The sequence below is a fragment of the Syntrophorhabdaceae bacterium genome, from assembly GCA_036504895.1.
Classification (GTDB): Bacteria; Desulfobacterota; Syntrophorhabdia; order Syntrophorhabdales; family Syntrophorhabdaceae; genus PNOM01.
On record DASXUJ010000114.1, the window covers coordinates 1 to 21581 of the forward strand.

A 21581-nucleotide genomic window follows, 5' to 3' on the forward strand; every position below is an offset into this window, starting at 1 on the left:
GAACGAAGACGCGGGCGCAGAGAGGAAAAGGATGGCAAGAAACCTATCGTTTTGTGGTATTACACTCCCTGCAGACCGTCAGGTTTTTGCAGTAGGGGAAGAATTATCTCTTGACAGGGAGCCCTCTAATGGGTGACCCTAAATACTTCCTTAATACGGGGATGAGTTCCTGGATGTAGTAAAAATGATGGTTTACCGGGATTAGGTCTTGAGCGTCGCGAGAGTTAGTTATTATGCCCGTCCCTCTTGCTTCCCACCGGATACTGATAACGCTGAGGTGCGGGTTCGCTTTACGGTGAGAAGAATTGCTGGTTAAAAGAGACAGAGACGACAGGAGGGGTGCGCCGTGGAGAAGGGGTCTTTGGCTGGGGAGTTGATATTGTTGGATATTCTACTCATTGGTGTTGACAGGAGGAATATAGGATGTCCCCCAAGCCGTCCACGGCAAATTCTCGCAGGTTCTTCTATACGCTCTATTCTATAAGATCACGGGTGGAGCACAAGGTGTATGTAAAAAGGCGCCGGACCGGGATTCGGGGATTGGGGAACGGGTGACATGGTGTCCCTCTTCTCCGGTCTTCATCCGATTGCTTTTCGCCCGCCTCAGGGGCGTGAGCGGCTAACGCGTCTTTCCGCTCGAATTGAACAGGTCTCCTCCGGTCTCGCCCGTCTTCCTTCCTGTCTTTATCGGCTTGGCGGCGCCGCTTTCCCCTGTCCTGGAGAACCGGATTTGGCTGGTGCAGCCGCAGAACCTGACCTGGTCCATGGTGATATCGCCGCTTTCCCCGGAGCCGAGATAGGCGCTGAATTCATCGACCCTGATGCACGAATTGGCCTGGAAAAGCCATGTCATCCTCCCGTCAAGGGTCGCCGAATCGGAGTCGTACCGGCCGCTGAGCAAGAAAGCGAGATCCAAACCGTAATACTCCCCCGTGCCAAACACATGGACGTAGGAACTTACCGATTCATCGAGATCCATGTTGAATAGGATACTGTACCAGGAACGCCCGAGGCATCGGGAGTATACGGTCCAGCCCCCCGCATCCTTGGTGGTGGCACACGCCGCACCCCCCGCCGGAGACGTGTTCCCCGCCTCGTCATAGGCGACTACCGTATAGCAGTACGAGGTGGAGGGGCTGAGGCCGTTGTCGTTCGCCGTGAGGCCCGCGGTGGAGCCCACCGGCGAAGATCCCCGATAGATCTTGTAGCCTGCAACCGCCACATCGTCGGTAGAGGCATCCCATGACAGGCTTATTGCCCTTGTGGAGAGTGGTTCGGCCCGGACATTGACGGGAGTGGACGGCGCGACCGTGTCCCGGCCATGCTTGGTGTAGGCGCATACTGTGGCGGACGCCGCCGATTGGTTGTCGCTGCCGTCAAAGGCCTTTACGCTGTAACAGTACTGGGTGCCCGGCTTCAGATTCGAATCGTTGGCCAAAGTGCCTGACGTGCGGGCAATGTTTTGGGTCCTTCTGAAGACCAGGTACCCGGCCACGCCCATGGTGTCCGTCGATTTTTCCCACGTGAGCTGGATGTCCGACGAGGAGACGGCGGTTGCCCTCAGGTTCTGGGGCGCCGACGGGGGCACATGGTCCGGACAAACACTCCTGGCGAGAATATCCCATTTATAGTCGAAGAGGCTCACCTCATATTTCGCGAGGGTCCATCCCAAGATGCCCACCTCGGTACCCACACCCGCACCCGCACCGAGAAAGAGCCTCCAATCGACACAGGAAGCTGCGCCGTTCGTAGAGGCCGATGCCTCCGCCTCGAGGTATGCCTCGAAACTTGCATACGGGCCTGCCACCCCGTAGAGGAGGACATTGACGTCCGCCGCGATCCCCCCCTTCAGGGAAAGGGGACCGGTGATTGTCGGCTCCCGCACGTCTATGCTCCTCGAATGGCCCTTCACCGGAGACCATCCCTCCGATTTCCTGTAGTGGACCCCGATGCTGGCCGTTTGGGAGAAACTTATCCCCGTGGAAAAGCCGACTTCCGTATTCCCTTTTATGACAAGATTCACGTCCACAAGGGGGACAAAGACCACCGGCCCCGCAACAATGGGGGCAAAGGTGAAGGAATAGAGTGGTATCTCCCTGTCCACGAAGGAGAAGCTCGAGTCCGAGGAGAGGGTCAGGCTCGTCTCGTCTTTCAAGGATATTGAGGACTTGAACTCCCTGATCCCATCCAGGAGGCCAACATCAGCCGCGAAATCAGGCTCGATGAAGAGGCTCGTGATTCCGCTGATATGGAGGGGACCGACGTTCGAATCGAGGGAGATGGAGGCGGTGGCGCCTTTCTTTGCCGGCTCCTCCATAAGGCGTGCCCCTTCGAGAAGGGGCCTCGCCTCGGTTATATCGTGCGAGGTGAGGCCCCCGTTGACCACAAGGGACCCTTCCTTTATGATGTCCTCGAGCGTCACGTCGGCGGTATCGACGAAGATGGCAGAGCCAGCGAAAGAGAAGACGGAGACTACCTTTCTCGCGAATCCGTAGCCGCTCTTGGAGACGATAATGTCTCCCGGCTGGAGGGCCGCGACTGCCGTGGCGTCCACATCGAAAATATAGGTGCTTCCCTCCTGTATCTCGAGGAGAGACACGGTCTGGTCGTCCAGGATGATCACATTCGAGTGGAGGCTCGTGACCGTGGTGGAGACGAAGGTCGGATGGATGACCTTATCGCCGGTGACGGTGATGGTGCAGACGCTCCCGTTTGTCGTATCGCAGCCGGTCCAGTGGTGCAGGGTCCAATCTGCCGAAGCCGCGGCCGTGAGGACCACGGAGGCGCCTTCATCGTAATGGGCGGAGCATTTTGTCGAGTTGGGCCCGCAGTTGATCTTTTTCTTGCTGTCCGTCACCGTGCCCCGGCCGAAGCCATCGATGGAGACTGTATACACGGGCGGACCTTTTGCCTGGCTTGCCCTGTATGAGGCGCTTGCGGCGGCGTTGTTGGCCTTCACCTGAATTGTCGCCGTTCTCGTCCCCTTTGCCTGATTCGCACTCACCCGATATTGCACGACGCCGGAGGGGCCGGAGCCGTGAAGGGCGGAGAGGATTTCCACCCACGTGGAGGTGGCTGCGGAGACTTGCCATTCGCAGCCTTCGGGCGCAGTAACGGTGAATGAGCCGGTTCCGCCTTCCGCGCTGAATTGGGAGGAGACCCTGGGACTTATCGCGATTTTACATCCCACGCCTTTACGTGTGACCGATGCGGTCGCGCCGGCCGTGCTGTCCCTCATCGACACGGTAATGGCACCTTGGGAAGGCGTGGGAAGATAGCCGGCGGTGGCATCGACCGTGTAGGAGAGGACGGCGGAGCCCTTTCCTCTTTTGAGGGCCACTGTGAGGGGGGCAGTGGAAACGAGATGGAGCCACGAGTCGCCCTGCGTGACGGAAGGCTGGATCACTGCCTCTGTGCCGGACCATCCGGTGAGCGAGACGGTGCACCTGCCCGAGCCGCCCTTGTCGGTGAAGGCCTTCGTTTTCGGGGTTATGGAAATGGCAGGCCCGGCCCCGGCGGCCGCCTCACCGGCAATCTCCTCTCCGGATCCTCTCGTTATGGTGAGACAGATGAGGACCAGGGCAAGAAGGACGAGGAAAATAGCCCTCCGCTGCGCGATAAAGCCATTGCCTTTTCGTCCGTTACCGCCGCGACTCCTGTGGTTTCCGCTCCCGATGAATGAGATGCCCGCGCCCTTTTCCATCGCTCCTCCTTGAGGTTTTCCCGCTGATGGTCACCGTTGCGTTTGTAGCTTTGGTCGTCAGGTTTTCCGGCACGCTGATTCTTAAAGCGCCCTTATTGAAAGAGGCAATGCCTGGCAGCTTCTCTATGACACGATTCTCCATCCGATGGGCCCGCTCACGACTTATGCCCAGGGTCTCTCCTGTCTCACGAAGCGTGAGCGGGTTATCCTCCATGAGCCGCTGATCTAGGATGAAAGCCTCCTTCTTATTCAAGGTTGCCTTAAAATCCTCCAGAGTTTCCCTCATCACGTGCGATTCATTCTCTGTCGTGGATTATGGACTCAGCGTCTTCGTTGCTCTTTAAAACATCAGGAAGGCAAATGGTTCTTTCTCCGTCGACAATCGATGTGTCGAGGGAAAGTATATTCTCCGAAAGCCTCGTCTGTATTCCCGCGACTTCTTCTTCCTTCGCTCCTGGGGACTGACCCCTTATGCGTCTATTGACGTGACTGATACGTCTTGATGACGGATTTATCCTACAAAAATAATAAGAGGAAAATAGGGAAGAGTCAACATTATTAAATCCTATTTGACGTGATTTGTCCATCCGGAATGCTTGATATTCCAGGAGGGGCGAGGCAAAAAGCCTTCCGGGACGTTCTTAAGAACTTAAAAAGATGTTGACATCATCGCACGTCACGGGTAGTATTGTCTCATGCCCCGCAAATCACGTCTCGATGCTGCAGGTATTCTCCATCATATTATGGTGCGGGGAATAGAAAAGCGGTCCCTTTTCAAGAACAATACCGACAGACGTGACTTCTTTGAAAGGTGCGAGAAGCTTTTCACCGAAAGTAACACCCGCTGTTATGCATGGGCGTTTCTTTCAAACCACGTTCACCTGCTCCTTCGTACGGGTAACATCCCCCTATCGAAGGTAATGGCCTGTCTTCTGTCCGGATATGCCACGGGATTCAACCGACGCTATAAACGCTCCGGACATCTCTTCCAGAACCGTTATAAATCGATCATTTGTCAGGAAGAGAATTATTTTAAAGAGCTTGTGGTATACATACACCTCAATCCCTTCCGCGCCGGATTGGTGACCGATATTACCGGTCTGAACCTCTATCGCTGGTCAGGACATCCCGTCCTCATCGGGAAGGGAAATTGTCCGTGGCAGGATGCGGATTATACGCTCGCCTCCTTCGGCGGTGCCGCTGCATACCTTGAGTTCCTCGAAAAAAGATTCGATCAGGGCCGCAGGGAGGATCTCACCGGAGGAGGCCTGGTAAGGAGCTCCGGCGGGTGGCTTGAAATGAAGAAGGCTCCGATGAAGGGGGACGAGAGGGTCCTTGGGGATTCGTCGTTTGTATTACGCCTTCTGGCCGATGCGCAGGAAAGGCTCGAGCGCCATTACGCCTTGAAACAATCCGGCGTAGATATCGATGACGTGGAGAAGCGAGTGACCACTCTCTTCAACCTCAGCCCCGGCGATCTTTACGGATCAGGCAGACCCAGGAGGATCGCCCAGGCGAGAGCGTTGATCTGCTATTGGGCGGTGCATATGCTGGGACTGTCACAGAAAGCTCTAGCAGATCGTTTTTCTGTGACGGAAGCAGCAATTACCTATGCAGTAAGGAGAGGCCAAACAATCGCTGAGGAGAATGGCTACCGGTTGATGGAGAATGATCCTGTTTAACTTAAGTTATGATCCCTGAGAAGTAACCCTCGTTTCAAGACAAACGAAAGATCAATCGGCGCTCACCTGCATAGTCGGCCTCTTGAGTAGGTTGATGCCGGCAAAACAGCATAGGAGCGCCAGCACCCAAGCCCAAAGAAACGATAGAAAGTCCTGCAGATTGATTTTGAGAGGGATGAGGGCCTGGGCCCATCGCTTTATGTTACAGGCGATGATCTTACACGCCACTGCAAAGCATACCTTCGGCAAGCGGCGCACCCTGAGTTTTCCTATTCCGTGGGCCCTCTTGAGTTCCGAGTTCGTTGCCTCGATCCCTGCACGGATCTTGTAGCGGTTTTTCCATTCTGGTGTGTGCTGAAGGGCATACATGTGATCTCTTAAGGCAAGCTCGGGGGTAACCTCCAGACGGAAGTCGCCTACCGTATCCCGGGCCTTGCAGCCTTTTCCACGATGATTGGGGGTTCTGACCGGACAGCGCTCGAGCATGGCGCACGCCCGGCAGAGCGTACCGTCGAATATGGCATGGAGCGCACGGCGGGTACTGTTGTTGCCGCTTAAGATGCGATGGTCGGCGGGTGCGTGTCCTTCGGGACATGCAGTCACATGACCGTCTGAGTCAAATTGGAAGCGATCTCTTCCCATTACGTCGTCTGATAACCTGCTGCGGTCTACCGGAGCGATAAACTCGATGCCCTGCTCTTTTACCTTGAGCGCCGAGGGGACAGAGGGATATCCTCCATCGGCGAAGAGAGTGTCAGGCTTACATCCGGCATCGGTGAGCCTTTCAATCACGGATAATGTCTTTGCCCTGTCGGACCGGGCAGCACCATGGACTTCGTAGTCGGTAATGATCTCTTTTCCTTTGTTCTTGCAGGTCTCCGCGAGATGGAGGCTGTAGCCCGGTCCTTTATGGCCGCATGAGGCATCAGGGTCATAGGGGGATTGAAGGGTGGTTCCCAGGGCCTTCTTCTTGATTTGGATCGTGGGCGGCTCTTTTGGATTGCCTCGGGAGCATTCACATTGTTCCGAGAAAAGACGGGTAAGGAGCTGATAGGGCTCTCCAAGGTCGTCCTTCTCAAACAGAACAATAAGCTCATAGAGATACGTGGCCAGCTCTTCCAGTTTCATCTTCTGTTCTGATGAGCCGAGACCGAACCATCCCTCGGGCTCGCGGCCATACCACTCCTTAATAGGAGCAGGCACCCGGGCAAAGTGATCTTTATCGAGACTCTTGAGGAAGAGACGTATCGTATGAGAGAAGAGTGCTACTCTGCCCCGCAGCCGTATGTTGGAGATGATATGGGTGGAGTCGAGCCTCTGGTGAGAGGTGGAGAGGCCAAGACTCTTTAATGCCGAATCCCTGATACTCTCGAAAAGTGCCCGGATTATCCTCATCTCGGGGTCCTTTTCGGCAAGTCTCCTTCTAAACTCCACGAGTGAGCGGCGGGACAGGTAATCCTCATCATGCACATCGAGCGCATAGCGCCACCGGACATCGAAGCTGAAGGTATCTAAGGCTTCCTGATCGCTTAAGTCGTTCCATTCCTGCAGGAGGCACAGGCCCAGAAGACGGGCTACGCTGAAATTGGGTCTGCCCGTAGTTCCATATAACCCGGCATAGTCATCTTCTTTTCTCAACAAGAGAGGAATGATCTCGCATCTGAAGAGGTGAGCCCATGAGGATTCGAGACGGGTACGTAACGCACGGGAGACCTGAGTCTCCACACCAAAGAGCTTGCCTTGAGGTGGTGTCTTCTTATACATGCCTATATTCTATCACTGTAATAGCTATAATGCAATAGAGTTATGAAGGGTTACTTCTCAGGGATCAGTTATTAAGAGCGTCCCCATAGCCTCCCCCTGGTTGATGGAGGATGATCCCATTTAACTTAAGTTCTTAAGAGCGTCCCTATAGCCTCCCGTGCGTGCATGGATACTCACCCATTGCCGGCTCGTCGCTTCCATAGACCTTCACCCCGACACTTTCCAGCCCCGGAATGGGACTCAGACTTCAATTCTGGTGCTCCAGAAGAAGGTTATGGACGAAATGACTCGCGAGGCCATTCAGGGTCAGCTAAGTGATTACGAGATCTTCATGGCTCAACTTATCGCCGTCGGTCATGACAAGCGCGGAAACACCATCTATAAACGGAATGAGGATGGAGAGGAGATTCTGTCCGATACGGCAAATGACGAGACTGAGCTGTATGAGACCACTTCCACTGGACAGATGACTATGCGGCTTCTTCCGCGTCAAAAAGAAATCGATGATGACACGCCTATCGTGGCGGATGAGTTTCTTTCCTGGAAGCGCGAGGCGATCCTGGGATGGTAAGAGATACGGGCCAAGTTGAGCGGCAGGAGGAGAGGCCCCGAGAAGGGCTATCCACTACTGTTCGCCTGCGCGAGGTAATTGACGCCGACATGCGCCTAGAGGCATCAGCTTTCAACATCGAAGCACGCCGGGCTGTTGGTCAACTGGAGGCATCGGGTTTGCCTCTTGTCCCCCTTTATGGCCCTGACGGACTTTGTCGTGAGGCCAGTAACGCTTTCCGTTTCAAACGGATATATGTGCATCCCGAGTTTGGCGTCCCGTTTCTTTCCAGTTCCGACATAATAAGCATGAGGCCTGAGATCGATCACTATCTGAGTAGAAAACAAACCAAAGGACTTGAAAAGCTCTTGATTAAGAAATGGGATGTTTTGATATCGCGCTCGGGAACTGTAGGCAATGTCGGGCTTGCCTCAGAGACTATTGCTGGCATGGCTCTCTCTGAGCATGCCATTCGAGTACACGCCAAGGATCCGGATACCGCCGGGTACGTGACCGCCTTTCTCCGCTCACATTTCGGGGGGCTTCAACTCGCTAAGGCTACCTATGGTTCCGTGGTGCAGCACATCGAGCCAGAGCATTTAAAACGGGTGTGGATTCCCGATCTCCCTTCCGTGAAGGGAAATGAAATCGGTCGTGCCGTAGTTCGGGCCTATGAAATGCGCGATGATGCGAACCGGCTGCTTAGTGAAGCCGACCGTCTGCTTCACGAACGCCTCGGATTGCCCATCCGGAACTCCCTCAACGTCCGCTGCGACGGTCCAATAGGTACGGTAATTCGAGCGTCCCGCCTTGCCATGCGTTTCGAGGCAAGTTTCCACCATCCCGGCGCGATAGCTGCCGAACAAGCCATAGAATCACTCGGAGTTGACATTGCGGCCTTAGAAGATAATAGGGTAACAAAAGAAATAAGGCCGATCACCAAGTTTCGAAAACGGCTGTACGTCCGAAAAGGAGGGATTCCCCTTCTTACGAGTAAGCAGTTATTTCAGATTGATCCCGTAGATTCAAAAGCCTTGGCGAAGGGAGCCCACCTCCATGATTTACCTGAAATAGCCCTAAGCGAGAGCATGATAGCAGTCACTCGCTCCGGCACTATTGGCAGAGTCCAAATTATCCCTCGCTACATGACGGGTTGGACGGCTAGCGAAGATGCTACCCGCATCATTGCTGCCGCAACCACAAACGCCGGGTATCTTTACGCGTGGTTGGCTTCCGAATACGGACAGTGCCTGATCAAACGAAATTCGTATGGTTCGGTCGTCGTGCATGTCGACAAAGACATGCTCGGCAGCATACCAGTGCCTCTGCCCGACCCCGCAATTATGAACGAGATTGGCAATTTAGTGCTTAAGGCCAACTCTTTGCGAAACGAGGCATGGGAACTCGAAAGGTGGGCTATAGAACGCGTCGAGAACGCCATCATGGCCATGGGGAGGTGACTTTACGATGCGCTTCACTGTAGTTTCGCATCCCAGGGATATACCATATGGAGCCGAAATGAGGTCGTTTCTGCTAATCGATGGCTGGGACGATTGGTTCAGCTATAGCACCATGTATTCATTAATCGTTTATGACGGGAATGGTGAGGGGTTTCATGCTGGAAGCGTGAAGATTGGCGAATTCGGGATGGCGAGAGGGCAGCGGCGAGCCGATGTCCCAGATCAATTTGATCAGCTTGATGAGAATTTTTTCTCACTTGGACAAGATTTCAGCTATTATGAAACACTTAATGAACTGGGTCCTGAGCTAAGAGATGAAGTCTTGCGAGCCTTGCGTGACATGGCGCTAGACCAGGATTTGTTCCAACGATCACTTGCAGAGAGGGTCACAGGCGTATCGTTATTGCGATCAGTGACCCGTTCCACAGTACAAGGGCAATTTTGTCGGCTTGCACGAGGTGGGGCGCGTCTGTCGCGGTATCAGTTCACATATACACTAGCCAAGCCTAAGAGAATAAATGCGAAGGAAGCAACTTTATCTTTTGTAGTCGAGCCAGAGTCAATGCCGCCAACGAACATTCATGTGCTGATCGGGCGCAATGGAGTGGGCAAAACACACATTCTTGATCATATGGCAAGGTGTCTGCTGGATAAACGTTTGGATTCTAGGGACGTGGGGTCGTTCAGCGTGGTAGACGAAGAGCCAGACAATGATGATCTATTTGCTAATCTGGTATCCGTTACCTTCAGTGCGTTCGATCCGTTCGAACCACTGCCTAATCGCCGTGATAGATCTGAAGGAATGCACTGCTCCTATGTAGGTCTCAAGCGACGGGGCCTTACAGAGGATGGAAAACCTCGCGCACCGAAGTCGCCCGATCGGCTTTCCACAGAATTTGCAAGTAGTTTGTCCGTTTGTAGCCGAGGCGCACATTTAGTAAGGTGGCGACGGGCTCTAGAGATGCTTGAGGCAGATCCCATCTTTCGTGCGGCCGACGTCGCGAGTCTCGCAGACGGAGAACTAGACGAAGAAACGCAAAAAAGCATGGCTCGTAAATTATTCGGGAAACTAAGTTCCGGACACAAAATTGTTCTTCTCACGATCACAAAATTGATAGAGACAGTGGAAGAAAGAACTCTCGTCCTATTAGATGAACCCGAAGCGCATCTGCATCCCCCATTGCTATCGGCATTCATCAGAGCGCTGTCGGACTTGCTTGTTAATCGTAACGGAGTCGCCATAATCGCAACCCACTCGCCCGTTGTACTTCAGGAAGTTCCTTTAAAGTGCGTCTGGAAGATCCAGAGGAGCGGAAGAAACGTTAAAGCGGAAAGACCCGATGTAGAGACATTCGGTGAGAATGTGGGCATACTCACGCGCGAGATATTCGGTCTCGAAGTAACCCATTCCGGATTTCACAAACTATTACGAGATGCACTTGAGGCGGGGGGTACCTTTGACTCTGTTTTACAGAAGTTTGGCGGCGAACTTGGTGGCGAAGCACGTGCCATTGTACGCGCGCTCATCGCCAATCCCTAATTTCGAGAGGATCATGCGTGATTAAGCTAGAGAAGCCGACACAGGAAGCGGGAAGCGTGTTCAGCGCCTGCATTACCCGCGTTAGGATTGAAGAACTAAAGACTCGCCTAGCAAACGTGACGCAAGTAGTAGTCGATGCGGCTAACGAATATGATACTGCGGCCGAGCACACACGGCTGCACGAGATAGCACCCGAGATAATGGTGGGAGGGACAGTTACACGGGCCGAGATGGAGGCTGTTTATACACAGCGGATGGCAAAGATTGGTGCACCCGGACGGCCAATTTACGACGCCATCTTCACTTCAGCGCCTCAGGGGAAGTGCCCACTTTGCGGGCAGCGGGTGGTGACTACTCTTGATCATCATTTACCAAAAGCCCAGTATCCCGCCCTCGTTGTTACGCCCTTAAATCTCGTGCCCTCCTGTAGCGACTGCAATAAGGCGAAGCTTGCATTTCTCCCAACGGATTCAAGCGAAGAGATGCTGCACCCATATTACGATAACATCGAGGAAGATAACTGGCTGGCAGCCGAGGTAGTGCATGTGCAGCCCCCTGTAGTACGATTTTTTGTAAATGCCCCAGCGCATTGGGGATCTGTGCTTAAGGCTCGAGTGGAAAAACATTTTCATATTCTCGGCCTTGGAAAGCTTTATTCATTAGAGGCAGCAGACGAGTTGCTGAATATCCGTCACCAGCTTCGAGACCTTCACGCGACAGGCGGCTCTAACCTGATTCGAACAGAAATGCGCAGGAGAGCGGAAAGTTGTGAACGTGCCAGACGAAACGGCTGGCGAACAGCGCTGTATCATGCTCTCGCCGATAGCCATTGGTTTTGCACCAGCGGAATTTTTTTCTAATCCAGTGGAAATTAGAATAATAGATAGCGCACCACATCCAGGCTTTCCTCTCCGTGCATGGGAATTGGCGCCGATCCAGGTTACTCTTCAAAAAAACGAACACTTCTCCAAATTGTAATAATCGATAGGAGCTTCAACCCCCTCCCAACCAAAAGTCCTTTCCGGCTCCTCTATCAGAGGAATAATTGTGCCGGGTGGCACTGGATTGCGGCATGGGGCGGAAGCTTCAGGTGTGCCGGTAGGGGAGCATCTCGGACTGGAGCCAAAAGTAGGTGCCTCTAGGCAGCGTATATGCATACGCAGGAAGGCTAGAGCGGACCATAACGGTGCAGATGGAGTTTTCGGCCCATGCCGCAAGCCGTCCACGATAACACAGCCTTTCGCCTCTTCCTTCTTTCTTTCCTCTTGTTGCGATTTTCCCTCCCCACTGGTCGGTTTACCCTTGACGTCGGCTGCCTTGCATCCCTATACTACTAACTGGGAACAATTTTCATTTAGCTTTCTCTTCGAGGCGCCATGGCTGAGGACTTCACGACTTCCATTAAGGGGCTCCATCTTAAGGTTACGCCGAAGAGGCTTGCCATTCTTGATATTATGGCTGCCGAGGCGGGGTATGTGAGTCCGGAGAAGGTGTGGGAGAAGATGAAGGGGAGGTTCGGGAAGATCGGGCTTTCTACTGTCTACCGGAACCTCGAAGACCTTTCGGAGGGCGGGGTGATTATCAAGATCGTTCATCCCGACCGGAAGCTTTACTACTATTACTGCCATAATCGGGAAGGGCGTCACCACCACCATTTTGTCTGCGTCTCGTGCCGGAGGGTCATGGACCTGAGCTTCTGCGGGTTGGACGAGATCAGACGCGAAGTGGAGGGGAACCTCAGGGGCTCCGTGGTGGCCCATCTGCTCCAGGTATTCGGCATATGCGAGAGGTGCCGCGGGTGAAGACGCAGGTCAGATATATTGGTCTCATTATCGTTTCGATTATGCTCCTTTTCGGCCTGACGGCGTGTCACAAGAAAGACGAGGCAGCCCTGGGAAAGATCAAGGTGATTACTACCCTTCTTCCCCTTTATGACTTTGCCCGGAACGTGGGCGGCGAGCACGTGGTGGTGAGCCTTTTGGTCCCTCCGGGCGTCGAGCCTCACCATTTCGAGCCGAAGCCCGGGGATATGGCGAAGATCAATTCGGCGGATCTCTTTATTTACACCGGAAAAAATATGGAGCCCTGGGTAGAGGTACTCCTTAGGAGCACGTATAATACGAATCTCGTGGTGGTTGACGCGAGTAAGGGGATTACCCTCCTCGAGAGTACCGAAAAGGGGGAAGAGTCTCATGACAGTCATGAAAAGGGCCGTGAGGGGCATGGCGGCCCCGACCCCCATGTCTGGCTCGATTTCGGGAACGCCGCGAAGATGGTGGATAATATCACTGACGGCCTCATTACCCGTGATCCCGCCCATAAGGACTACTACATGGCCAACGCCCAAAAATACAAGGCTGCCCTGGCCGACCTCGATCAGAGGTTCAAGATGGGCCTCGATACGTGCAGGGTCCGCACCTTCGTGCACGGGGGCCATTTCGCCTTCAATTACCTGGCAAAGAGGTATGGCCTTGCCTACGTCTCCGCCTATCAGGGGTCTCCCAACGCGGAGCCCACTCCGCGGCGGATCATGGCGCTCAAGAAATTGATGAAGGAGAAAGGGATTACCGCGGTTTATTATGAAGAGCTGATTACACCCAGGATGGCGGAGGTGCTGGCGTCGGAGACCGGGGCGGAACTCCTGCCGCTTCATGGGGCCCATAATATCAGTCGGGACGACATGGAAAAAGGGATTACCTTTATGGCCCTCATGGATAAGAACCTTCAAAATCTCAGAAAAGGGTTGGGGTGCAAATGAGCGTCCTTTCCGTAGACCACGTCCATTTTCAGTATAACGGGGGAGAGGTGCTGACGGACGCCACCTTTGCCCTGGAAAAAGGCGACTACCTCGGGCTCGTGGGACCCAACGGGTCGGGGAAAACCACCCTTATCAGGCTTCTCCTGGGGTTCTTCAAACCTACGTCGGGAAAGGTTTCTCTCTTCGGGGAAGATCCTACCCAGTTCCACACGTGGCAGCGCGTCGGATACCTGCCCCAGCGCCTTACGTCCTTCAATCCCCGGTTTCCCGCCACGGTGAAAGAGGTGGTATCCCTGGGCCTGATCTCGAAGAAAAAGTTTCCCAAGAGGATGGACCGCTCCGATTACGCCGCGGTCGATAAGGCCCTCGACCTCATGGATATCGGAGGAATCGGCAACAAGCTGATAGGCGAGCTCTCGGGGGGCCAGCAGCAGAGGGTCTTTTTGGCAAAGGCCATTGTGGGCGAGCCGGAGCTTCTGATCCTCGACGAGCCGACTACCGCCCTCGACCCGGAGACGAGGGAGAGATTTTTCGGCATCCTGAACGAGCTAAACCGGAACAGGCTTGTCACCATCATCATCATTACCCATGACCACGGCACCATCGGGGAATTTGCATCGAAGCTCCTCTACCTTGACAAGAAGGTCGTTTTTTTCGGCACCTTCGAGAGCTTCTGCCATTCCACCGGCATGGCAAGTTATTTCGGGGAATTTTCCCAGCATGTGATCTGTCACCGGCACGACGGGATCATACGGACCATAAACTAAAAAGGGCACAATTGGACCTCCTCGATTTTCTAAGTCAGGGTTTCATCCAGAGGGCGCTGGTGGCAGGCTCCTTCATCGCCATCCTCTGCGCGACCCTCGGGGTATTTCTCGTGCTGCGCCGCCTTTCGCTCATCGGCGACGGCCTGGCGCACGTGACTTTCGGCAGTGTGGCGGTGGGCCTGCTTTTGAAGGTCTATCCGATCTACGTGGCCGCCCCCATTGTCATGATAAGCTCTCTCGGTATCATGAAGCTTACGGAAAAGGCGAAGGTGTACGGGGACGCGGCTATCGCGATCGTCTCGTCGCTGGGGATTGCGGGAGGCATAATCCTTGCCAGTGTGGCAGGGGGATTCAATGTCGACCTTTTCAGTTACCTCTTCGGGAATATCCTCTCCATAAGCCGCGCCGAGGTGATCTCGTCGATCGTCCTTTCCGTGGTCCTTATCGGCACCATCGTGACCTTCTACCACGACATGCTCTCCGTGACCCTCGACGAGGAATCGGCCAGGGCCGCGGGTGTGAAGGTGAAGGCCATGAATACGGTGCTCGTGCTCCTTACCGCCCTTACGGTGGTGCTCGCCATGCGCGTCGTGGGCATCATGCTCATTTCGGCGCTCCTTGTCCTGCCCGCGGTTACCGCCCTCCAGGTGGGAAAGGGGTTCAAGGCGACCATCGTGATCGCCGCGACCATAGGCGTGGTGTCGGTGATCCTGGGGATTTTCGTCTCCTATCTCCTGGATCTGCCCACCGGGGCGACCGTCGTGATCCTCAACTTTATAATCTTTCTTGGGGTCATGGTATTGAAAAGCACTATATTTACAAGATCTTATAAGTAACAGTCCGGGCGGCCAATATTGACAACGGCCGGTTCGGAACTTATATTTAATTTGGAAAATTAATAATCGACGAGGGGGCAGCACATGGCAAAAAAAGTTATCGGAATCGATCTTGGAACGACGAATTCAGTAGTAGCGGTGATGGAGGGCGGAGAGCCTAAAGTCATCATCAATGAAGAAGGAAGCCGCCTTACTCCCAGCGTAGTGGCCTTTACGAAAGACGGGCAGATCCTGGTAGGCCAGACGGCGAAGAGGCAGGCTATCACCAATCCTGAAAACACCATCTTTTCCATAAAGCGATTTATGGGAAGAAGGTTCAGTGAAGTCCAGGAAGAGATCAAGACCGTACCCTACAGGGTGGTCGCCGATCAGGAAGGCAGCGCGCGGGTCGACGTGAGAGGCAAGCAGTACACGCCCCAGGAGATCTCCGCATTTATCCTTCAGAAACTGAGGAAATCGGCCGAAGCCCATCTGGGACAGACGATCGAAGACGCGGTCGTTACCGTACCCGCCTATTTCAACGACTCCCAGAGACAGGCCACAAAAGACGCGGGCAGGATCGCGGCGCTCAACGTGCTGCGCATCATCAACGAGCCTACCGCATCGGCCCTTGCCTACGGGCTCGATAAGAAGAAGAACGAGACCATCGCCGTCTACGACTTCGGCGGAGGCACCTTCGACATCTCCATTCTCGAGGTAGGCGACAATGTAGTGGAAGTGAAATCTACCAACGGCGACACCCATCTGGGCGGCGACGACATAGACCAGAAGATCATCAACTGGATCAATTCGGAGTTCATGAAGGACCAGGGCATCGACCTTTCGAAGGACCGGATGGCGCTCCAGAGACTGAAGGAAGCGGCGGAGAGGGCGAAGATAGAGCTCTCCACCACGGTGGAGACGGAGATAAACCTGCCTTTCATTACCGCGGACCAGTCGGGGCCGAAGCACCTTAATCTCAGGATGAGGCGGGCGGAGCTCGAGCAGCTTGCGGACGATATCATCCAGAGGTCCATGGGACCCTGTAAGCGGGCCCTCGATGACGCAAAGCTGAACCCGGGCCAGATAGACGAGGTCGTCCTGGTGGGAGGCTCCACGAGGATACCCAAGGTCCAGGAGCTGGTAAAGACCTTCTTCGGCAAAGAGCCGCACAGGGGCGTCAACCCGGATGAGGTAGTGGCCCTCGGCGCAGCGGTACAGGCCGGCGTGCTCGCGGGCGAGGTAAAGGACGTGCTCCTCCTCGACGTGACGCCTCTCTCACTGGGTATCGAAACCCTGGGCGGGGTTATGACCAAGATCATCGAGAGAAATACGACCATACCCACCAAGAAGAGCCAGATCTTCACCACTGCCGAGGACAGCCAGACGAGCGTCGAGATCCACGTGCTCCAGGGCGAGAGGGAGTTCGCGAGAGACAACAGGACCCTTGGAAGGTTCCACCTGATAGGGCTTCCGGCCGCGCCGAGGGGCATTCCTCAGATCGAGGTGACCTTCGATATCGATGCAAACGGCATACTCCATGTGGCGGCAAAAGATACTGCTACCGGCAAGGAGCAGAATATCACCATTACCGCCTCTACCGGTCTGACCGAGCAGGACATCAAGAAGATGGTCGACGACGCGGCGGTCCATTCCGATGAGGACAAGAAGAGAAAACAGGAGATCGAGGTGAAGAACCAGCTCGATAACCTTGTATATACCACGGAAAAGACGTTGAACGAGAGCAAAGACAAACTGACGGCGGACGAGATAAGACCTGTGGAGGACGCGCTCAGTGCGGCGAAGGAAGCCATAAAGAGCGGCGATACGGACAGGATCACGAGAGCGTCGGAGGAACTTACCAAAGCATCTCACAAGCTCGCTGAGGAGCTCTATAAAAAGACATCGGGCGCCCAGGGACAGGGCCAGGGACCTCAGGGTCCGGGGCAGGGCGGTCCTCAGGGCGGAGCGAAGGGCGACGATGACGTGGTAGACGCCGAGTTCGAGGACGTTAAAAAATAGGGGGAGTCAATGGTAATCGGATTCAAGAACGATAAGGGCGCAAAGGACAGGTTATTCATACCTGCGGAAGTGCCTATACTGCCACTTCGCGGCACCGTGGCATATCCTGACCTGGTAATGCCTCTCATAGTCGGACGGGAGAGATCGATCCGGCTCGTGGACGAGGCAATGAATTCAGATAAGATGATCGGGATCATTACCCAGAAGAATCCCGACATAGAGGACCCGGGAATCGAGGACCTCTACACCATAGGCACTGTCGCAACCATCATGAAAATGGTGAAGATGGTGGACGGGAGCCAAAGGGTGGTCGTCCAGGGGCTTTGCAGGTTCAAGCTCATTGAGTTTACCCAGAAAGAGCCCCATCTCATGGCCCGGGTGCTGCCTATTTTCGAGGAGTATCAGAAAGACATCGAGGTTGACGCCATGTACATCAACCTCAAGAACCTTTATAAAAAGGCGATCGACATGGCCCCGTACCTTTCGTCGGAGCTGACTCAGATCGCGACGAAGATAGAGAACCCGGGGAACCTTGCCGATCTCATCGCTTCCACCGTCAATATCGGCGTGACGGAGAAGCAGGAGATCCTCGAAAAGATCGACCTGAAGGAAAGGCTTAAAAAAGTTACCATCCTCCTCAACAGGGAGGTGGAGACCCTGGAGCTGTCGAGCAGGATCCAGTCTCATGTAAAAGAAGGGATCGACAAGACCCAGCGGGAATATTACCTGAGGGAGCAGCTCAAGGCGATCCAGAAGGAGCTGGGAGAGACGGACGACCGGCTCCAGGAGATGGATGAGATCAGGAAGAAGATCACCGATTCAGTGATGCCGCCCGACGTCCAGAAGGTGGCGGAAAAGGAGCTCGACCGGCTCTCCAAGATGAGCACCATGTCGGCCGAGTACACTGTATCGAGGACTTACCTCGACTGGCTCACTGAAGTACCGTGGTCCGTGTCGACGGACGATAATCTGGACATAAAGGAAGCGAGTGCGATCCTCGACGAGGACCACTATGACCTCGCCAAGGTGAAGAAGAGGATTCTCGAATACCTGGCGGTGAGGAAGCTGAAGGCGGATATGAAAGGCCCGATCCTCTGCTTTGCAGGGCCTCCCGGTGTGGGAAAGACCTCACTTGGTAAGTCGATTGCCAGGGCTTTAGGCCGGAAATTTATGCGCATGTCCCTGGGAGGCATCAGGGACGAGGCGGAGATAAGGGGCCACAGGAGGACCTATGTGGGCGCCCTTCCGGGAAGGATAATACAGGGGATCAAGAAAGCGGGCTCGAATAACCCGATCTTCATGCTGGATGAAGTGGACAAGATCGGCATGGATTTCCGCGGCGACCCGTCAAGCGCGCTCCTCGAAGTCCTTGACCCGGAGCAGAACTTCTCCTTCAGCGACCATTACCTCGAGGTGCCTTTCGACCTCTCGAAGGTGATGTTCATCGCCACGGCAAACATGCTCGACCCCATACCGCCTGCCCTGAGGGACAGGATGGAGGTGCTCGAGCTGCCGGGTTACACGGAAGAAGAGAAGCTGATGATCGCGAAGCAGTTCCTCATCCCGAAAGAGCGGGAGGAGCACGGCCTCACGGCGGAGATGATAGAATTCGAAGACGAGGCCATCAAGGTCGTCATCCGCTCCCATACCAAGGAGTCGGGTGTGAGGAACCTCGAGCGGGAGCTCGCCACTATCTGCCGGGGTGTGGCCAGGGGTGTGGCCGAAGGCGAAACGGAAAAGAAGATCATTACCGCGGACAGCATCCATGGATATCTGGGACCGATAAAATTCTTCTCCGAGATCGCGGAGAGGACAAAATACTCGGGTGTGGCCACCGGTCTTGCCTGGACGTCTACGGGTGGCGATATCCTCTTCATCGAATCGACCAAGATGCGGGGGAAAGGGAATCTCACCCTTACGGGCCAACTGGGCGACGTGATGAAAGAATCGGCCCAGGCAGCCTTGAGCTACATACGGAGCAAGGCAGCGGATTTCAATATCCCCGAGGAAGTATTTGAAAAGAACGACATCCATATCCACGTGCCCGCGGGGGCGATTCCCAAGGACGGACCGTCGGCGGGAGTGACCATGCTCGTCTCCCTGGTCTCCCTGCTCACGGATAAACACGTGAGAAACGATGTAGCCATGACGGGCGAGATAACGCTCAGGGGTCTGATCCTTCCGGTGGGAGGCATAAAAGAGAAGGTCCTCGCTGCAAAGCGGGCCGGAATCAATATCGTGGCCCTGCCCAAGTTCAACGAAAAGGACCTGGAAGAAGTGCCGGAAAGCATCAAGGACAACATGCAGTTCAGGTTTATGGAGAAGATGGAAGAGGCAGTGGAATTCTGCCTCGCGGATAAACCGAAGAAGTAAGCGCTTCCGCGTTCGCGGAAGGCATAGAGAATACGATGCCGGGAGAAAGAGGCTCAGGCCTTTTCTCCCGGCTATTTTTTCAGGTCGATCGACAACTAATTCCCAAATACAATTACTGTAATTTAAAAAGTCGTTTTTTTATTTGGACAGACCTCCCGGGCGGGCTGTATAGTAAGCGTACACGTCACCCATTCCTCTCCATGTGAAGAAGAACAGAGGATTCGTTCTTTATGCCGTTGACGGGAAGAGGAAGGCCAAAATATTTTTGAGGAGGTTTTACGATGATTCCGGGATACAGGTCCTTCCATTATATCCGGCTTACGCCGCTCATCGCCTGGGCGATTATCATGCTCATAAGCTCCATGGCAGCGGCTGAGGGTCCCGACGAAAAGAGCTTTGCTCCTGGGGCGAAGGGCTTTCCCAATGGAGAGCTTCTCGTGTCCGCCGAATGGCTTCAGGCCAATTTAAAGGACAAGGAGCTTGCCCTCATCGACACCCGCTCGCAAGGTTACGAGCAGTCCCACATCCCCAGGGCTGTGAACCTCAGGTTTGAAAAATTCAAAGCCGCGGCCGGCGCAATGGACGTGGCGAAGCTCGAGGAGCTGCTCACTTCCGCCGGGCTTCAAAGGAACACGAAAATCGTGCTTTACGGCGACCCATCGGAATCGCCCGGCTCAACGGGGTGGTTCTTCTGGTTCCTCGAAGCCCTCGGCTGTACGGACGTCCATATCCTGGACGGAGGCTGGGCCAGGTGGACGGCCGCCGGAGGATCGGCTGAGACGGAGACGAAGGCCGGGTCCGGCGGGGCAAAATTCGTTGCCGCCCTGAACGGGCGTCTCGCGCCCCAGGCCCGTTATGTGTCGGCCCGGGCCGGAAAGGATAATTTCACCCTCATCGACGGGCGGACCATAGAGGAATTCAACGGCTGGCAGCTTCACGGTGAACTCCGGGGAGGACATATTCCCGGGGCGATAAACCTGGATTACCGCGACTTCTACGACGCCGACGGGACCGTGCGCCAGTTTAAAGAGGTCAAGACCTTGCTCGAATCAAAAGGCGTGACAGGGGACAAGGAGACCGTCTCCTATTGCACCGACGGAAGACGGTCGGGGAGCGTCTACTTTGCCCTGAGGCTTATGGGCCATGCCCGCGCTTCTGCCTTAAACGGCTCCATCCTCGAGTGGTCCCGCGACCCAACGCTACCCATGGAGAAGCTCGCCCGTTACGAAAAGCTCGTCTATCCCGCCTGGGTAAAGGCCCTCATCGACGGCAAAAATCCCCCCACCTACAAGGGCAAGAAATACATGATACTCGAAGTCCGTTACAATAGTTTTTCCATCTCCCAGATGATAACCCGGAAAGAGGCGGGCTACATACCCGGGGCCGTATCGATTCATCCCTGTTACGTGGAGCACGGGAACGACGTGAAAAAGTACTACCCCGATTACGTGGTTCCCGACGACGCAAAGCTCCTCCCCGACGACCAGCTTCAGAAGGCGCTCATGGACCTCGGCATCACCAGAGACGCGATGGTCATCGTCTACTCGTCGGGAAGGGTCATACCCATGACGGCCTCGCGCGTGGCCTGGGCCCTGATGTATGCGGGGGTCGAGGATGTGAGGGTCTTGAACGGCGGATATAGCGCGTGGGAAAGGGCAGGCTATCCCGTGGCAGCAAAGGCGATGGAGCCCACACCCGTGGCAGATTTCGGCGCCAAGGTTCCGCTCCGTCCAGAGCTTTACGCCACCACCGGTTACATACGGTCCATGGTAAAGGGGGAAAACCCTTCGGCGATCCTTCTCGACGTGCGAAAGAGGGACGAGTTTGACGGCAAAACGAACCCCTATCCCTTCTTCACGAGAAAAGGGCGCATACCAGGAGCCGTCTGGCAGGGCGACTGGGATGCCCTGGTGAATACGAAGGACGATACGTACCGCACCTATCCCGAGGTCCAACGCCTCTGGAAAGGCCTGGGCGGCACCCCCGACAAGGAACTGGTGTTTTACTGCGGCACCGGCTGGCGCTCCACGATCGGTTTTTTTCAGGCCTATCTCATGGGATACGACAGGATAAGGAACTACGACGGCAGCTTCTATGTATGGAGCGCCGACGAGAGTAACCCGGTGGTGCGCCCGGACCAAAAATAG

The 21581-nt window shown here is 54.9% G+C and carries 14 protein-coding genes; 12 read left to right on the plus strand and 2 right to left on the minus strand.

Features of this window, described 5'->3' with window-relative positions:
* Window positions 1–619: 619 nt before the first annotated feature.
* The gene (locus tag VGJ94_16425; protein ID HEY3278202.1) at window positions 620–3703 is read right to left on the minus strand and encodes a fibronectin type III domain-containing protein; all 3084 of its coding nucleotides are present in this window, start codon (window positions 3701–3703) and stop codon (window positions 620–622) included.
* A 695-nt stretch (window positions 3704–4398) separates the two neighbouring features.
* On the opposite strand from VGJ94_16425, the gene VGJ94_16430 reads away from it, so the two are divergent.
* On the plus strand, window positions 4399–5385 hold the full coding sequence (locus tag VGJ94_16430) for a transposase (GenBank protein HEY3278203.1): 987 nt from the start codon (window positions 4399–4401) through the stop codon (window positions 5383–5385).
* 51 nt (window positions 5386–5436) lie between these two features.
* Here VGJ94_16430 and VGJ94_16435 read toward each other — a convergent pair whose 3' ends face one another.
* The gene (locus VGJ94_16435; protein ID HEY3278204.1) at window positions 5437–7149 is read right to left on the minus strand and encodes a transposase; all 1713 of its coding nucleotides are present in this window, start codon (window positions 7147–7149) and stop codon (window positions 5437–5439) included.
* A gap of 274 nt (window positions 7150–7423) precedes the next feature.
* Here VGJ94_16435 and VGJ94_16440 point away from each other — a divergent pair, with 274 nt between their 5' ends.
* The 11 genes from VGJ94_16440 (at window position 7424) to VGJ94_16490 (ending at window position 21581) form a co-directional block, all read left to right on the plus strand.
* On the plus strand, window positions 7424–7720 hold the full coding sequence (locus tag VGJ94_16440; GenBank protein ID HEY3278205.1) for a hypothetical protein: 297 nt from the start codon (window positions 7424–7426) through the stop codon (window positions 7718–7720).
* A complete protein-coding gene (locus tag VGJ94_16445; GenBank protein HEY3278206.1) occupies window positions 7714–9159 on the plus strand; it encodes a hypothetical protein in 1446 nt (481 codons plus the stop codon). Before VGJ94_16440 ends, VGJ94_16445 begins: the two co-directional genes overlap by 7 nt.
* Window positions 9160–9217: 58 nt before the next feature.
* The gene (locus tag VGJ94_16450) at window positions 9218–10699 is read left to right on the plus strand and encodes an AAA family ATPase (GenBank protein HEY3278207.1); all 1482 of its coding nucleotides are present in this window, start codon (window positions 9218–9220) and stop codon (window positions 10697–10699) included.
* 17 nt (window positions 10700–10716) lie between these two features.
* Window positions 10717–11559, plus strand: coding sequence for a hypothetical protein (locus VGJ94_16455; protein HEY3278208.1), 843 nt, complete (start codon window positions 10717–10719; stop codon window positions 11557–11559).
* Window positions 11560–12075: 516 nt separating this feature from the next.
* The gene (locus VGJ94_16460; protein ID HEY3278209.1) at window positions 12076–12501 is read left to right on the plus strand and encodes a transcriptional repressor; all 426 of its coding nucleotides are present in this window, start codon (window positions 12076–12078) and stop codon (window positions 12499–12501) included.
* The gene (locus tag VGJ94_16465; GenBank protein HEY3278210.1) at window positions 12498–13457 is read left to right on the plus strand and encodes a zinc ABC transporter substrate-binding protein; all 960 of its coding nucleotides are present in this window, start codon (window positions 12498–12500) and stop codon (window positions 13455–13457) included. The genes VGJ94_16460 and VGJ94_16465 overlap by 4 nt, the downstream gene beginning before the upstream one ends.
* On the plus strand, window positions 13454–14224 hold the full coding sequence (locus VGJ94_16470; protein ID HEY3278211.1) for a metal ABC transporter ATP-binding protein: 771 nt from the start codon (window positions 13454–13456) through the stop codon (window positions 14222–14224). Before VGJ94_16465 ends, VGJ94_16470 begins: the two co-directional genes overlap by 4 nt.
* A gap of 11 nt (window positions 14225–14235) precedes the next feature.
* Window positions 14236–15060 carry a metal ABC transporter permease gene (locus VGJ94_16475; protein HEY3278212.1) on the plus strand — a complete coding sequence of 275 codons (825 nt, stop codon included), beginning with the start codon at window positions 14236–14238 and terminating at the stop codon, window positions 15058–15060.
* An 84-nt stretch (window positions 15061–15144) separates the two neighbouring features.
* On the plus strand, window positions 15145–17061 hold the full coding sequence (gene dnaK / locus VGJ94_16480) for a molecular chaperone DnaK (protein HEY3278213.1): 1917 nt from the start codon (window positions 15145–15147) through the stop codon (window positions 17059–17061).
* 9 nt (window positions 17062–17070) lie between these two features.
* The gene (gene lon / locus VGJ94_16485) at window positions 17071–19434 is read left to right on the plus strand and encodes an endopeptidase La (GenBank protein HEY3278214.1); all 2364 of its coding nucleotides are present in this window, start codon (window positions 17071–17073) and stop codon (window positions 19432–19434) included.
* 281 nt (window positions 19435–19715) lie between these two features.
* Window positions 19716–21581, plus strand: coding sequence for a rhodanese-like domain-containing protein (locus tag VGJ94_16490; GenBank protein ID HEY3278215.1), 1866 nt, complete (start codon window positions 19716–19718; stop codon window positions 21579–21581).

Coding starts and splice junctions, on each gene's coding strand:
- VGJ94_16425 (HEY3278202.1), bottom strand. CDS start 3,703: ATGGAAAAGGGCGCGGGCATCTCATTCATCGGGAGCGGAAACCACAGG.
- VGJ94_16430 (HEY3278203.1), top strand. CDS start 4,399: ATGCCCCGCAAATCACGTCTCGATGCTGCAGGTATTCTCCATCATATT.
- VGJ94_16435 (HEY3278204.1), bottom strand. CDS start 7,149: ATGTATAAGAAGACACCACCTCAAGGCAAGCTCTTTGGTGTGGAGACT.
- VGJ94_16440 (HEY3278205.1), top strand. CDS start 7,424: ATGGACGAAATGACTCGCGAGGCCATTCAGGGTCAGCTAAGTGATTAC.
- VGJ94_16445 (HEY3278206.1), top strand. CDS start 7,714: ATGGTAAGAGATACGGGCCAAGTTGAGCGGCAGGAGGAGAGGCCCCGA.
- VGJ94_16450 (HEY3278207.1), top strand. CDS start 9,218: ATGAGGTCGTTTCTGCTAATCGATGGCTGGGACGATTGGTTCAGCTAT.
- VGJ94_16460 (HEY3278209.1), top strand. CDS start 12,076: ATGGCTGAGGACTTCACGACTTCCATTAAGGGGCTCCATCTTAAGGTT.
- VGJ94_16470 (HEY3278211.1), top strand. CDS start 13,454: ATGAGCGTCCTTTCCGTAGACCACGTCCATTTTCAGTATAACGGGGGA.
- dnaK (HEY3278213.1), top strand. CDS start 15,145: ATGGCAAAAAAAGTTATCGGAATCGATCTTGGAACGACGAATTCAGTA.
- lon (HEY3278214.1), top strand. CDS start 17,071: ATGGTAATCGGATTCAAGAACGATAAGGGCGCAAAGGACAGGTTATTC.
- VGJ94_16490 (HEY3278215.1), top strand. CDS start 19,716: ATGATTCCGGGATACAGGTCCTTCCATTATATCCGGCTTACGCCGCTC.